Source organism: Streptomyces sp. NPDC005963 (assembly GCF_040638655.1).
GTDB lineage: Bacteria > Actinomycetota > Actinomycetes > Streptomycetales > Streptomycetaceae > Streptomyces.
Map to the genome: position 1 here is coordinate 1 of NZ_JBEXVD010000001.1, position 14,428 is coordinate 14,428.

The 14,428-nt window shown below is 70.5% G+C and carries 11 protein-coding genes; 3 read left to right on the forward strand and 8 right to left on the reverse strand.

The window, feature by feature from the left end:
- From ABZ348_RS00005 to ABZ348_RS00030, 6 genes are all read right to left on the reverse strand, one after another.
- On the reverse strand, nt 1-245 hold a 245-nt coding region (locus ABZ348_RS00005), incomplete at its 3' end, for a hypothetical protein (RefSeq protein WP_358927623.1).
- On the reverse strand, nt 220-1,089 hold the full coding sequence (locus ABZ348_RS00010) for a 3-hydroxybutyryl-CoA dehydrogenase (protein WP_358927625.1): 870 nt from the start codon (nt 1,087-1,089) through the stop codon (nt 220-222). The genes ABZ348_RS00005 and ABZ348_RS00010, both read right to left, overlap by 26 nt.
- Nucleotides 1,086-2,078, reverse strand: coding sequence for a ketoacyl-ACP synthase III (locus ABZ348_RS00015; RefSeq protein WP_358927627.1), 993 nt, complete (start codon nt 2,076-2,078; stop codon nt 1,086-1,088). Before ABZ348_RS00015 ends, ABZ348_RS00010 begins: the two co-directional genes overlap by 4 nt.
- Entirely contained in the window at nt 2,075-3,430 is a 1,356-nt protein-coding gene (gene ccrA / locus ABZ348_RS00020; protein WP_358928751.1) for a crotonyl-CoA carboxylase/reductase, read from the reverse strand. Before ccrA ends, ABZ348_RS00015 begins: the two co-directional genes overlap by 4 nt.
- Nucleotides 3,431-3,552: 122 nt before the next feature.
- A complete protein-coding gene (locus tag ABZ348_RS00025) occupies nt 3,553-3,789 on the reverse strand; it encodes a ferredoxin (protein ID WP_358927629.1) in 237 nt (78 codons plus the stop codon).
- Nucleotides 3,786-5,012, reverse strand: coding sequence for a cytochrome P450 (locus ABZ348_RS00030; RefSeq protein WP_358927631.1), 1,227 nt, complete (start codon nt 5,010-5,012; stop codon nt 3,786-3,788). Before ABZ348_RS00030 ends, ABZ348_RS00025 begins: the two co-directional genes overlap by 4 nt.
- A gap of 144 nt (nt 5,013-5,156) precedes the next feature.
- On the opposite strand from ABZ348_RS00030, the gene ABZ348_RS00035 reads away from it, so the two are divergent.
- From ABZ348_RS00035 to ABZ348_RS00045, 3 genes are read left to right on the forward strand one after another with little or no spacing between them, the layout of a single operon-like run.
- Complete coding sequence (locus ABZ348_RS00035) at nt 5,157-5,615, forward strand: group II truncated hemoglobin (protein ID WP_358927633.1); 459 nt, start codon at nt 5,157-5,159, stop codon at nt 5,613-5,615.
- Nucleotides 5,615-12,226 (forward strand): amino acid adenylation domain-containing protein, encoded by a 6,612-nt coding sequence (locus ABZ348_RS00040; RefSeq protein ID WP_358927635.1) that lies wholly within the window; start codon nt 5,615-5,617, stop codon nt 12,224-12,226. The genes ABZ348_RS00035 and ABZ348_RS00040 overlap by 1 nt, the downstream gene beginning before the upstream one ends.
- Nucleotides 12,223-12,969 carry an alpha/beta fold hydrolase gene (locus tag ABZ348_RS00045; protein ID WP_358927637.1) on the forward strand — a complete coding sequence of 249 codons (747 nt, stop codon included), beginning with the start codon at nt 12,223-12,225 and terminating at the stop codon, nt 12,967-12,969. The genes ABZ348_RS00040 and ABZ348_RS00045 overlap by 4 nt, the downstream gene beginning before the upstream one ends.
- On the opposite strand, the gene ABZ348_RS00050 is transcribed toward ABZ348_RS00045, so the two are convergent.
- On the reverse strand, nt 12,935-14,161 hold the full coding sequence (locus ABZ348_RS00050) for a beta-ketoacyl synthase N-terminal-like domain-containing protein (RefSeq protein WP_358927639.1): 1,227 nt from the start codon (nt 14,159-14,161) through the stop codon (nt 12,935-12,937). The genes ABZ348_RS00045 and ABZ348_RS00050 overlap by 35 nt on opposite strands.
- Nucleotides 14,158-14,421, reverse strand: a complete 264-nt coding sequence (locus tag ABZ348_RS00055) for a phosphopantetheine-binding protein (protein ID WP_358927640.1) — start codon at nt 14,419-14,421, stop codon at nt 14,158-14,160. Before ABZ348_RS00055 ends, ABZ348_RS00050 begins: the two co-directional genes overlap by 4 nt.
- Nucleotides 14,422-14,428: the final 7 nt, after the last annotated feature.

Here is a 14,428-nt window from a genome sequence, read left to right on the forward strand (position 1 = left end):
CCGAAGGGCTCCAACATCCTGCCGACGCGTGTGGGCGCGTACGGCAACACCGTCTCCCCACGGGCCGCGCCCTCCCGTAGGAAGGCGTCCTGACTTCCGACCACTCCCCTGTGTTGTGACACTCCCCCGCTCATGGCCGTCCGGCTGCGCGAGCGGTCGCCCGGGCAGGCGGTGCGCGACAGGGATCCCTCGGTGGTGGTGTGTTCCCGGCGGTACGGCTCACTGCTCGTAGGGGTGGAAGCCACGGCCGGTCTTCTTGCCGAGCGCCCCTTCCTCGACCAGGCGCAGCAGCATCGGCGGAGGTGCGTACTGCGGCTCGTCGAACTCCCGGTGCAACGCTTCGGCCACCGCCTTGACGACGTCGAGTCCGATCAGATCGGCGAGCCGCAGCGGTCCCACCGGATGGGCGCACCCGAGGGTCATCCCCTGGTCGACCACATCGGCCGTCACCCGGCCCGACTCGACCAGGCGCATGGCGCTGAGCAGATAGGGGACCAGTAGTCCGTTGACGACGAATCCCGCTCGGTCGGGGGCGTCGATGGGGGTCTTGCCGAGGGTGTCCGTCAACAGCGCGGCGGTCCGGCACCGGGTCGACTCGCTGGTGTGGCGGGCGCTGATCAACTCGACGAGGGGCATGGCGGGCACCGGGCTGAAGAAGTGCACGCCGATGAACCGGTCCGGGTGGTGGGTCGCCCGGGCGAGGCGACCGATGGGGATGGAGGAGGTGTTGGTGGCGAGGACGGCGGTGTCGTCCTTGAGGAGCCCGTCGATCCGGGTGAGCAGGGCCATCTTGCGGTCCTCGTCCTCGGGTATCGCCTCGATCACGAATGCACGGTCGGCGAGCCGTTCGACGTCCGCGGTGACCTCGATGCGCTCCAGTGCGGCGTCCCGGTCCGCCTCGCCGAGCCTGCCCCTGCGGACGTCCTGCTCCAGGGAGCGGCGGATGCGGTCGAAGCCGCTCGGTATTCCGGTGGGGTTGGACACCACCACGCGGACGTCGAGACCGGCTGCTGCGGCGATGTGGGCGATGCCCGCCCCCATCACTCCGCAGCCGACCACGCCCAGGCGGGTCATCGGTTCTTGGTTCATGAAGACTCCTGCCAGCGCATCAGTGTCGCTCCGACCGACATGCCGCCGCCGAATCCGGCCAGGAGCGTCAGGTCTCCGTCGTGGATCCGCCCGGTTCGGCAGGCGTCGTCCAGTGCCACCGGCACGGATGCGCTGCCGACGTTTCCGTACCGTTCGAGGGTTCGATGGGTGTGGGCGCGGGTGATTCCGGTGCGCTCGACCAGGCGGCGCAGCAGTACCCCGTTGGGTTGGTGCGGGACGAGGTGGTCGATGTCGTCGGCCCGAACCCCGGCACGCTGCATCAGTCGGTCGAGGACCGGAGGGACGTTGTCCATCACGAAGTCCCGGACCGCACGGCCGTCCATGCGGAAGAAGTGGCCGCCGTCGGCGAGGGTCCGCGCGGTGCTGGGGTTGCGGCTGCCTCCGGCCTCGACACGAATGAGGTGGTGTGCGGCACCGTCGCTGGACAGTTCGGTGCCGAGGAAGCCGTAGCCCTCGGCGACGGGGCCGACCACGGCTGCGCCGGCGCCGTCGCCGAGGAGGGCCGCGGTGCGGTGGTCGCCGTGGTCGAGGATGCGGGAGTAGATGTCGGCGCCGATGACCAGCGCATGGCCGCGGGGGCGTCCGGCGAGGAGGCTCCGGGCCACTTCGAGGCCGTACACGAAGCCGCTGCACACCACGTTGATGTCGAAGCAGGCCGCGCGGGAGGCACCGATGGCGTTCTGGACCAGATAGGCGGTAGGGGGTTGGGGTGCGTCACCGGTGGAGGTGGAGACGATCAGGTAGTCGAGTTGGTCCGCCGTGATGTCGGCCGCTCGCAGGGCCCGGGTGGCGGCGCGCGCGGCGAGGTCGGATGTGGCTTCGTCGGGCGCGGCGTACCGCCGGGTGAGGATCTCGGTGCGTTCCTCGATCCATTCGGCGGTCACACCGCACCATTCGGCGACCTCCTTGTTGCTGACCTCCCGGTCCGGCAGATGGGAACCGGTGCCGACGATGCCCAGGCCACTCATCGTCCCGCCCCGGCGGGACCGGTCGCGTACTGCCGCCAGGCGGTCAGCCGGTCTTCGCCGATGTGTGCGCGCGCTGCCGGATCGGTGATGCCCAGACCGTCGGACGGCGCCAGGCACAGCACGCCGACCTTGCCGATGTGCTGGTTCTCCTGGACGAGGCGTGCGGCGTCCGCGACCCTCTCCAGCGGGAATGTCCTGCTGAGGATCGGCACGATCCTGCCCTGGTCGAAGAGGCGCATGCACGCGGTCTGTTCCTGGAGGTTGGCGATGTGACTGCCGACGACCCGCTTCAGGTTCATCCATAGGTAGCGGTTGTCGTAGGTGTGTTGGTATCCGGTGCTGGATCCGCAGGTGACCACGGTGCCACCGCGTCTCACGACGTGCACCGAGGTGCCGAAGGTGGCTCGGCCGACGTAGTCGAAGGCGATGCTCGGGTCCTCGCCGATTTCGGCACGGATGCGTCGGCCCAGGCGTCGGCCCAGTTCGATGGCGTCCGCCTCGGGATCCAGGACGTCTCCCATGCCGATCTCCCGGCGGTCGATCACCACGTCGCATCCCTGTTGCCGCAGGATCTCTGCCTTGGCCGTGGAGCTCACCACTCCGACGGCCACACCGCCCCCGTTGCGGACCATCTGCACCGCGTTCGCCCCCAGCCCACCGGTAGCGCCCCAGATCAGGACGACGTCGCCCTGTTTCATCCGGGCGCCCCGGTCACTGACCAACATGCGGTACGCCGTACCCGCGCACAGGGGGATCGTGGCCGCTTCCTCCCAGCTCAGATGGGCTGGTTTGGGCAGCAGTTGGCTGGCTCGGACCACGGTGTAGTGGGCCAGTCCGCCGAAGTTCGTCTCATAGCCCCAGGCGCGCATGTGCTCGCCCATCACTCCGTCGTCGTGGGAACCCGGGTCCTGGTCGTCGACGTAGGCGGGGCTCACCACCACGTGGTCGCCGACCCGCCAGTGCCGCACTCCTGCACCGGCACGCACCACGACGCCGGAGGCGTCCGAGCCGATGACCTGGTACGGGAGGTCGTGCCGGGTGGTGTATCCGCCCTGTCGGGCGAAGCGGCGCAGGGCGGAGAAGGTGGAGATCGGCTCGAACATGGCCGACCAGACCGTGTTGTAGTTGATCGAGCTGGCCATGACGGCGACGACGACCTCGTCGGGGGCCAGCTCGGGCATCGGCACCGTACCCACGCGGATGGTCCGTCGTACGTCCTTGTCGACCGCGTCGGTGAAGGATGCGGCGTCGGCGGCCCGCAGATGACCGGCGAGGAACTCATCGGGCAGGGGCAGGCGTTCCAGTTCCTCGGGAGGCGCGCCGTTGATGGCCGCTTTGCTGAGCAGGTCCATGGTCTTCCTCGCGATCGACGTCGAGATGCTGCCGGCTGGCGCCGACGGGCGGTGCTGGGGGCGGGGTGCGCCGGCGCGGTCGGTGTCCACCGGGCCCCTCCTCGCTGCCGACGACAGCCGAGTCAGCCCGGTCGGCGCGCCGGGGGATCCAGGTGGATCGCCGAGCCGGGGCAGTAGTCGGCGGCCTCTTCCGCTGCTTCCCGCAGATGGGCGGGCGGCCGGGCGTTCTTGAGCACCACCTTGCCGTCGTCGCCCTGGTCGAAGAGGTCGGGTGCGACCAGGGAGCAGGCGCCGGAGCGGTAGCAGGACGCGTGGTCCACCTGGAGGAGCAGCGGTTCCGGACCTTCGGACGCGCTCACGCGGGTGCCCCCGGGCGCGGCTCACCCCAGGTGACCGGTAGGTCGATGGTGCCGAAGACCAGGGTCTCGTAGCGGAAGGGCACTTCGGACTCGGGCACGGCGAGGCGCAGATCGGGCAGGCGGGTGAGCAGGCGCTCGAAGGCGATCTGGAGTTCGATGCGGGCCAGGCTGTGGCCCACGCACAGGTGCGGACCGTGACCGAAGCTCAGATGGGGGCGGCTACGACGGCGTACGTCGAGGACGTGCGGGTCCTCGTAGACGCCTTCGTCCCGGTTGCCCAGCAGCGGTGAGACGACGATGCCCTCGCCCGCGGCCACGGTCTGGTCCCCGACCCTGATGTCTTCGGTGGCGATGCGGGTGATGCCGAACTGGAAGATGCTCAGGTAGCGCAGGAGTTCCTCCACTGCGCCCCGCAGCAGGTGTGGTTCGTCGCGCACGGCCGCGAACTGTTCCGGATGCATCAGCAGGGCCGCGGTGCCGGTGGTGATCATGCTGGCGGTGGTCTCGTGTCCCGCCGCGAGCAGCAGATAGCAGGTGAGGAGCAATTCCGGCCGGTCCACCTTGCCGGGTACCAGGTAGTCGGCGACGAGCCGGCTGATCATGTCGTCGCCGGGCTCCTTCTGTTTGCGTGTGAAGAGTTCGTCGAGGTAGCCGCTGAGTGCGACCTTGCTGCTGGCGATGCGTTCCGGTGCGCCGGCCCGGTGCGGGTCGAACAGCGCTTCCAGATGGGTGGTGAAGAAGTCGGCGTCCTCGTAGGGCACGCCGAGCAGTCGGCAGATCGAACTGGATGACACCGGAACGCCGTACGCCTCGTGCAGATTGGTCGGCGGCCCCTGGCGCACCATCTCGTCCAGGAGGTGGTCACACGCCTGCTCGATCTCCGGGCGCATCGCGGCGACCCGTTTGACCGAGAACTCCCCGGCGAGCATGGTCCGGTAGAAGGCGTGGTCGTCGCCGTCCATCCGCATGAACGAGCCCTTGAGCACGGGGCGCATCTTCTGCCGGTATAGCGTGGGGAAGCCCTCCCTGCCCATGTCCGAACTGGTCCGCGGGTCGTCGAGCAGGGCCCGGGCCGCGTCGTAGCTCGTCACCAACCATGCTGGTCCGGTGGGTAGTTGGACGCGAACCAGGGGTGCCTGCTGCTGGAGCGCCAACAGTCCGGCGGGTGGTTCATAGGGACAGGTGCGGTCGGTCATCGGGTACGTGGGCAGTTGGTCAACCACTGCGATCCTCTTTCCTGCTCGGACGGCAAGATCCGGAACCCCCGCGGGCACGGACCGAGGTTGGCACAGTGCTCCACCCCCGAGACGCTCAATCGTGAGCGGGCGGTGTGGATCGGTGCGCCTATCGTCGCCGTGGACTCCCCTGTGGCGCCAACGACCCTGGAGGTCGCGGTGACGATGTACGACCACGTCGGTGGCGAGGGCCCGCTGCGGCGCCTGGCCGAGGCGTTCCACCGAACCGCGGTGGCCGACCCGTTGATCGGGCGCATGTTCCGCTACACCGGTGATGCGCACGTGCACCGTCTGACCGCCTATCTCGTCGAGGTCTTCGGGCACGGCAGTGCCTTCACCGATGAGACCGGCGGCTTCGAACACGTCAAGAAGATGCATGCCGATCTACAGATCACCGATGAGCAACAGGACCGGTTCGTGGAACTGATGCTGGCCGCCGCGGACGAGGCGGGGTTGCCCGAGGACGAGAGGTTCCGCACCCGGTTCGAGCAGGAGGTGCGCCGGGCGGCTGCGATCACCACCCGGGCGTCCCGGCTGAGTCGGGACGAGCTCGCCACCCGGCACGGCCGACTCGGAAGGTGGACCTGGTGATGCGGATGCATCCGAGTCCTGTCGACGCGGTGATCGCCGCGGTCCGTGACGTGTGCGACGGGCGGGCGCCGGCGGTGGACGATCCGGTGTTGCCTTCCGGTGCGGATTCGATGACGGCGGTACGCCTGGCACTGGCCCTGGAGGACCGGCTCGGAGTGCCGGTCCCGCTGAGTTGGCTGCGCGCGGGACACAACGCGAAGGCACTGGCTGCGCTGGCCGCCGGGGCCCGGGGTGCGACCTCGTCCGGACTGCGGCTGACGGCCCGATCCGGGCCCGCAGGCGATGACGGGCCTTTCTCTCCGACGGCGTTGCAGCAGGCGTATCTGGTCGGGAAGGAGGACGACCTGGTCCCGGACGCGGTCGGCTGCCACCATTACCGGGAGTTCGTCCTGACCGGGCTGGACGTGGAGCGGCTGCGGCGGGCGTGGGATGCGGTGCAGGTGCGGCACGCGATGTTGCGTTGTGCGCTCACGGCTGGCGGCAAGCTCCGGATCCGTCCCGCACAGGGACGGCCGCTGCCCGTGCACCCTGTGGGCCATGACCCGGGCGCAGTGCGCGAACGGCTCTCGCGACTCCGGTACTCCACGGACGACTGGCCCCTGCACGACCTGGAAGTCACCCCGCTCGGACGCGACGAGTGGGTGGTGCACCTCGCCGTTGACGGTCTGATCTGCGACGGCAGGAGCCTGCGGATCGTGTTGCGGGACCTGTGGTACGCGTACGAGGGGTTCGCCGCGGCAGAACCGTCCGGCTCCGATGCGGCCTCTTTCCGGGACTTCGCGCTCGCCGTGGCCGAGGAGGCCACGTCGGATCGGTACGCCGATGACCTGCGGTACTGGCGGGAGCGGCTGGCAGAGCTGCCGGCGGGGCCCGACGTCGTGCGCGCTCCCGCCCGGGAGCCCTTCGATGTCGGCGGCGGACCGGACAGACAGCCGCTGACCGGATCGCTCGACGCGGTCGAGTGGGCCCGGCTGCGCGAGGTGGCGGTTCAGCGGGGGGTGACCGCGACCGCGTTGCTCCTGGGCGCCTTCTCGGACACGCTCGTTGCGTCCGGAGCGACCCTGCCCTTCAGCATCGTCCTGACCACCGGCGACCGGGCCCGGATGCGGAACACCGACGACACCGTGGGCACCTTCACTTCGACGATGGTGCTGCCGGTGTGCGATACGGATGCCGCGGTGTTGCACCGTCATCTCGCGGAGGGTCTGGAGCACGGGACGGTGCCCGGGGTCGCCGCGCTCAGACAGCTCCGCGGGCGGGTGCCGGAGCTGCCCGTCGTGTTCACCAGCATGCTCGACGAGCCGGAGCCGACGGGTGGCTTCGCCGCGGCCGAGCGCCATGCCGTGGGCCGTACCGCCGGGGTCTCCCTCGACCATCAGGTGTGGGAGGCGGACGGCGGGCTGCGCGTTCGGTGGGACGTGGTTGAGCGCGCCTTTGCCGCACCGGGCGCGCGGACCCTGTTCGACGCCTACCTCGATCGGCTGCGGACGCTCGCCCGGGGTGCGGAGCCTGCGGTGCGTCCGCTCAACGACCTCCAGCAGTCGTATCTGGTGGCCCGGGAGTTGGGTCCGGCCGATGCGGGTGGCTGTCGGCTCCAGGTCGGCTATGCGGTGGCGGACGTGGACCACGACCGGTTGACGCGGGCTGTGGAGCGCCTGGTGGCCCGGCATCCGGTGCTGGCGGCGGAGGTCGACGCCGGGCATGGTCTGCGGCTACCGCACAGGGCATCGGCACCTCCCGTACCCGATGTCCCCCTGACACCCGAGATCGGCCGGGAGGTACTGCGCCGCCCGTTCCCGTTGGGCGAAGGGCATCTGGACATCCGGGTGGGCCGCGGTGCGGGCGGCAGTGACCTGGTGTTGCTCACGGTCGATCTCGCCCTGATCGACGCGCGCAGCATCCATCTGGTCGGGCGGGAGTTGATGGACCTCTATGCGGCCGACGGCGAGGACGCCGATGTACGCCCGTTCCCCTGGCTGAAGCCGCGCCCGGCGGCGCTGGACGAGTCGGCGGCCCGCGAGCACTGGCGGCAGCGGGTGGCGGCGCTGCCACGGGGCCCTCGGCTGCCGGTGGTGCCCGACGACGGCGTACGCAGACGGATGTGCGGCAGCCTGCCGCAGTGGCATGTGGTGGCGGCTGCCGCCGAGGAGCACGGTGTGTCGCCCGACGGGCTGCTGCTTGCGGCGTTCACCCGGGCGGTCTCCCCCGGGCTCGGCGATGTGTTCGCGCTCCCGGTGGTGCGCTGGTCGACTGACAGCGACGCGGCACGACCGGCCGAAATGACCGCGTTGAGTTGGGTGACGGTGACGGCTGACGGATGTCCGTTGCTCGATCTGGCCCGGCGCTATGACGCCGTACTGGGCGAAGACCGGGAGGCCGACGCGGTGCGCGGCCTGGCGGAGCTCCGCCGTTCCCGTCGCAGTGAATCCGCCATGCCCGTCGTCTACACCAGCATTTTCGACCTGACGGAGCATCCGCTCCCCGACGGCATCACCGCCGGCGCCTGGGCGACGAGCACACCGGGGGTGGCACTGGACTGCGTGGCCACCCTGGACGGGGACGTGTTGGAGTTCGCGTGGGACGCGTCGGAGGACCAGTTGCCCGGCGGGTGGCTCGACGAGGCGTTCCGGCGCTTCACCGCCGAGGTGGAGGGCCTGGCAACCCTCGCGAAGGAGCCGCTCGACGAACCCGGTTCGCCTCCGCAGCGATGGAACGACACCGCCCGGCCGTTCCCCGCTGATCTCCCGGTCCAGTGTCTGATCGAAGACCAGGCGCGGATCAGACCGTCCGACGTGGCGGTGCGTTGGGCCGGGGGCACACTGACCTACGCGGAATTGGAGCGGCGGGCCAACCGGTTGGCCTGGACCCTGCGCGAGGCCGGTGTGGGCCGGGGCGACGTGGTCGGGGTGTCGGTGCATCGGGGGCCGGACATGGTGGTTGCGGTCCTCGGCATCCTCAAGGCGGGCGGCGCCTATCTGCCGGTCCTGCCGTCACTGCCGCGCGATCGTGCCGCGGTGATGCTCGGGGACGCAGCGGCCGGCGTTCTGCTGCGGGATTCGGCGTGTGCCTGGGCGACGGAACTACCGGGCGTACGGCCCATCGATCTGGACGCGGTGCTCGCCCGGCCCCACGAGCGGGAGGAGACCGCGCCGGAGCCGGTCAACGACGTGGACGACCTGGCGTACGTGATCTTCACTTCGGGCAGCACGGGCCGGCCCAAGGGGGTCGCGGTCACCCATCGTCCGATGCTCAACCTGTTCGAGTGGTGTCAGCGCACCTTCGGCTTCGGGCCCGGGGACCTCGGTCTCAGCGTCACCTCGCTCGGCTTCGACCTGTCGGTCTTCGACATCTTCGGACTGCTCAGCATGGGCGCGGCGCTCTACGTCGCCGACGAGGAGGAGCAGCGCGATCCACAGTTGCTGCTGCGGGTGCTGCTGACCGAGCCGGTGACCTTCTGGAACTCCGCGCCGACGACCCTCGCGCATCTGGCGCCGGAGTTCGCGGCGGTCACCGACCGGCACACCGAGGACACCCTGCGTCTGGTGTTCCTCAGCGGCGACTACACCCCGTTGTGGTTGCCGGACCAGCTTCGGGCGGCCTTCCCCCGTGCAACGCTGATCAGTCTGGGCGGGGCGACCGAGGCCACCGTGTGGTCCAACTACTTCGTCGTGGACCGGGTGGATCCCGAGTGGCGCAGCATCCCGTACGGGCGGCCCATCGACAACTCCCGCTACCACGTGCTGGACGATGTGCGCAGACCGGTACCGATCGGGGTCGAGGGCGATCTGTACATCGCGGGGGCATGTCTGGCCAGCGGCTACTACCTCCAGCCGGCACTGACCGCGGAGCGCTTCGTCACCGGCGAGTTCCCGGGTGTGCCCGAGACACGGATGTACGCCACCGGGGACCGGGCCCGCTACGGCCCGGACGGTGTGCTGCACTTCTTGGGCCGTCGCGACGGCCAGGTCAAGGTGCGTGGTTTCCGGGTGGAGTTGCCGGAGATCGAACACCGGCTGCGGACACATCCCGGTGTGGAGGACGCGGTGGTGTTGTTGCGGACGAGCAGGTCGGGCGAGGAGCGGTTGGTGGCGTACGTGCTGCCGGACGGTCCGCCACCGGGTGCGGAGGAGGTGCGTGCCCACGCCGCTGCGGCGCTGCCCGACTACATGGTGCCGGGTGTGGTGGCCTTCGTCGCCGCCTGGCCGGCGACCGCCAACGGCAAGTTGGACCGGGACGCCCTGCCCTGGCCGATCACCGCCGCGGAGCCCCTCGGCGACGGTGGCGACCATATCGCTGTCCCCACGGCCGTTGCCGCCCCTGCCGTCGAGGTCACGGAACCGATCGCGGCGATGTTCGGCGAACTGCTCGACCTGCCGCCGGTCGACCCTGCGGCCGACCTCTGGGACCTGGGCGCGACCTCGTTCACCATGGTCAGGGCCAGTCGCATGTTGCGTGACCGGTACGGGCGTGAGGTGCCGGTGGCCGTGCTGCTGGCCGAACCGACGGTCGCGGCCATCGCCCGGCACATGTCCGGCACGCCGAAGGCCGCTGTCGTCCCGAGCACCTCGGCCGCCCCGCCTCCCGGGGAGCCCGGGCAGGTCAACTTCTTCGCGGAGGACGAACGCCGCCGTTTCAAGGAGGGCGACTTCGGTCGGCGGCGGGGGTCCGGGCGGGCGCGTCCACTGGCCCTGGCCGGCGATCGGCCGACGGAGGCGCAACGGCGCTGGCGTTCCAGCCGCCGTCCGATCGACGAACGGGCCCTGGACGCGACGCAGCTGGGCCATCTGCTGAAGGTGCTGGCCCGTACGGGCGCGGAGACCGGCGCTGGCTCGCTCTACCCGTCCGCGGGTGAAACCTGCTCGGTGCAGGTGTACGTGCTGGTCCGCAAGGGTGCGGTGAACGGGTTGGAGGAGGGCTCCTACTACTACTGTCCGCGCGAGCACGCGCTCGAACCGCTCGATACGGGCGTCGACGTGCCGGTGAACGCGCACGTCTTCTACAACAGGCCCTTCGCGGCCCTGGCCGGAGCCGAAATCTACCTGGTGGGCGAGTTGCAGGGCATCGAGCCCCTGTACGGTGCCCAGGCGCCGCGCTATCTGGCGCTGGAAGCCGGACACATGGCCCAGTTGTTGATGCAACAGCAGGTGCCGTCCGGTGTCGCCCTGTGCCCCGTCGGCGATCTACGGCAGAGCGATCTGGCCGACGCGTTGGGGCTCGGGGAGTCCCAGGTGTTCCAGCTGGGACTCCTGTGCGCGCCTCTGGACGCGACGGGTGACGAGGACCCCGGTGAACCGCTGTGGACCACGGCGAGCTCCCCCCGGCGGCAGGGCTCAGCCGACATCGCCGTCGTCGGCATGGCGGGCCGGTTCCCCGGCGCCGCGAGCCCGGACGCACTGTGGCGGCTGCTCCACGAGGGCCGCAGTGCCATCGGGCCGATGGCACCCGAGCGGGTGGCGGCGCTGGGTTGGACCGGGCCGCCTCCGGTCGGTGGGTTCCTGGAGGCACCGGGAGCTGTGGACCTACGCCCCTTCCGTATCTCCCCGGCCGAGACCGACGCCCTCGACCCCCAACTGCGGCTGCTCTTGCCGGCCGTCTGGGAGTGTCTGGAGCGTGCGGGCCACACGCCACGTTCCCTCACCGAAGACGGCTCCCGCGTCGGGGTGTTCGTGGCGTCCATGTGGGACGATCACCTCGCCGCCGCCGGGGACGGGTGGGAGCGCAACGGCGCGGTGGACGTCGTCACCACCCGGGCCACGGTGCCGAACCGACTCTCACACGCCTTCGGTTGGCGGGGGCCGAGCCTGGCGGTGGACACCTCGTGTTCGTCGTCGTTGACGGCGCTGCACCTCGCGATCAACGCGCTGCGCGCCGGTGACTGCGACAGCGCCGTCGTCGCGGGCGTCAATCTGGTGACCCACCGCCGTCATGTGGGGCTGCTGTCCGCGCTGGGGCTGCTCGCCGACCGGGAGACCCATCGGGAGACCGACCGACCCGGCCTCGCCTATGACGGCGGGACACCCGGTTGGTGCCTCGGTGAGGCGGTGGGGGTGCTGCTGTTGCGTCGCGCGGACACCGCGGCTCGGGATGGCGACCAGGTGCTCGGTGTGCTGGAGGGCTCGTGGTGCGGCCACGCCGGCGGCGACGGCAGGTTCGGAGCCCCGGGCCCGGCGCCGCTCACAACCTCACTGGGTCAGTTGTTGCGGTCGACAGGGGTGGACCCGGCGGACGTGTCCTACGTGGAGAGTGCTGCGGCCGGCGCCAGCCTCACCGATGCCGCCGAGGTCGCCGCCTTCCGTGACCTGTTCGGCGACGGCTCGCACCCGGTCCCGATGGGCACGGTGAAGCCGAACATCGGCCACGCCGAGGCGGCGGCCGGCATTGCACAGTTGATGAAGGTGATGTTGCAACTGCGGCACGGGCGCATCGCGCCCACCCTGGTCTCCGACCGACCGAACCCACTGGTCGAATGGGACGGTGGGGCGGTGTACGCACCACGACAGGCACTGGATTGGGATGCGGGAGCAGGGCCGCGCCGGGCGATCGTCAATGCCGTCGGCTCCGGTGGCTCGTACGGACACGTCGTGGTGCGTGAGGCCGGAGGTTCGCGATGAGTTCCCTGTGGACCGTCGGAACGCGCGAACCGGCCGCATCCGTGCGCATGATCTGCTTTGCGCACGCCGGTGGCGGCAGCGCCCTGTTCCTCCCCTGGCGCCGGATGTTGGCACCGCACGTCGACGTCTGCCCAATCGTGCTGCCCGGGCGGGAGCGACGTATCCACGAGCCGCCGCACACCCGGATGGACGACCTGGTCGAGGAGCTCGTACCCGCCGTCGAACCGCTGTTGGACAGGCCGTACGTCCTGTTCGGCCACAGCATGGGTGCGATGGTGGCGTACGAGGTGGCGAGGCGGTTGCGGCCGGCGCCGGCGATGGTGTTCGTCTCCGGCAGACGTGTCCCGGGCGTGACCGGCGTACGCCATCTGCTCGACGACGACGCCTTCCTCAAGGTGTTGAAGGGGCTCGGCGGCACTCCTTCGACGGTGCTCGACTCCCAGGATCTGGCCAAGCTGTTCCTGCCTGCCCTGCGGGCCGACTACCGCTTGGTGGAGACCTATCGTCCGGCGGTCACCCCGCCGTTGTCGTGCCCGTTGGTCGCCCTCACCGGCGATGCGGACCCCGAGGTCACCCCGGCTCAGATGGCGCGCTGGGGCGACCTGACCACCGATGGTTTTGGTCTCCACGTCTTTCCGGGTGACCACTTCTACCTCAAGGGGCTGCCCGAGGTGCTGCGGCGCACCCTGTTGGACGCGATGGGCCCGCTCACGGGCAGGACCGCCATACGAGGGCGGAGTTGAATCCGCCGAATCCGAAGGCGTTGGACACCGCGCAGCGCAGCGGCGCATCGACGGCGGCGGCTCCCACCAGTCGGGGCGCGCCGTCGATCGGGTCGCGAACCCACGGGTTGGGGTGCACGAAGCCGTCACGCAGTTGTACGGCGACGGCGGCCGCGGTCAGTGTGCCCGCCGCGGTGAGCGCGTGTCCGGCCAATCCCTTGGGCGCGTTGACCCACGGCTGGGTGTCGCCGAACACCCGGGCGATGGCCGCCGCCTCCACGCGGTCGCCCAGGGGCGAGCCCGTACCGTGGGCGCTGATCAGATCCACCTCTCCCGGTGACACACCGGCGTCAGCCAATGCCCTGGACAGGACGTCGGCTTCCCCGTCCACCGTTGGATCGGGTTGGCTGTTGGCGTCCAACCCGGCTGCGTAGCCCGCCAGTTCGGCGATGGGTCGCACATCGCGGCGGCGGGCCGAACCAGCGGATTCCAGCACCATGGCAACGGCTGCGGGCCCATGGACGAAACCTCGGTGGGAGCGGTCGAAGGGGCCCCCGGGGCCATCGCCCGCGGTAGGGACCATGGCGCCCAGATTGAGGAAGCTGCGCAACTCGGCCGGTGCCGGTTCGGCCAGCGCACCCACCACCAGACAGACGTCGGCCACGCCCCAGGACACCAGTCGGGCGCCTTGGATCAGCGCCAGCTGGCCGCTGGCCGACGCACCTCCCACGGTCATCCCCTCACCGCGGATGGAGAACGTCTCGCTCAGCGTCCCCACCTGGTCGGTGTCCTGGAACTGTAGGGCGAGCCTGGGCGGCACCAGCATCGGATCGCGTTGGAGGCGCCCGGTGGCGGCTGCGCTCTGGGCACCGTTGAGGTTGTGTCCCCCGACGACCACGCTGAGCCGTCGGGGGTCGAGGTCCGCATGGTGCAGTCGGGCCGCCCGCCATGCCTGACCGGCGACGGCCAGCGATGCCCGCACCGGCCGGGATGCACGGCGAAACGCCGTGGGTGGAAGATCGGATACGGCAGCCCCCTCGGCGACTGCCGCGTCCGACAGTTCGGCCCGATAGGGCACGGTGTCTTCGGGTCCGGTGCGGGCGATCGCGGTGCGACCCGCCCGTAGGGCCGCGGTGAAGCGGGACACGTCCGGCCCGAGCGGCGAGAGGACGCCGATCCCGGTGGTCACCACCCGTACGCGGGAGGCTGTCACCGGTAGCGCTCGAACAGGTGGACGAGATCGGCGACGGGCATGGCCTGGCGGAACTCGGTGATGGGCACGAGGACGTCCAGGTCGTCCATCACATTGGTGACGACCTCGCTGCGGTCCACGCTGTTGAGGCCGAGTTCGGCGAGGGTGACGCCGGGCAGGAAGTCTCCGGGCCCCAACTCGGGCAGGATCGCGATGGCATGACGGCGGATGGCGGCCAGCACGGCCCCGTCGAGGTGATGCAAGGTGTCCTCGCGGTTCATGGTGTTC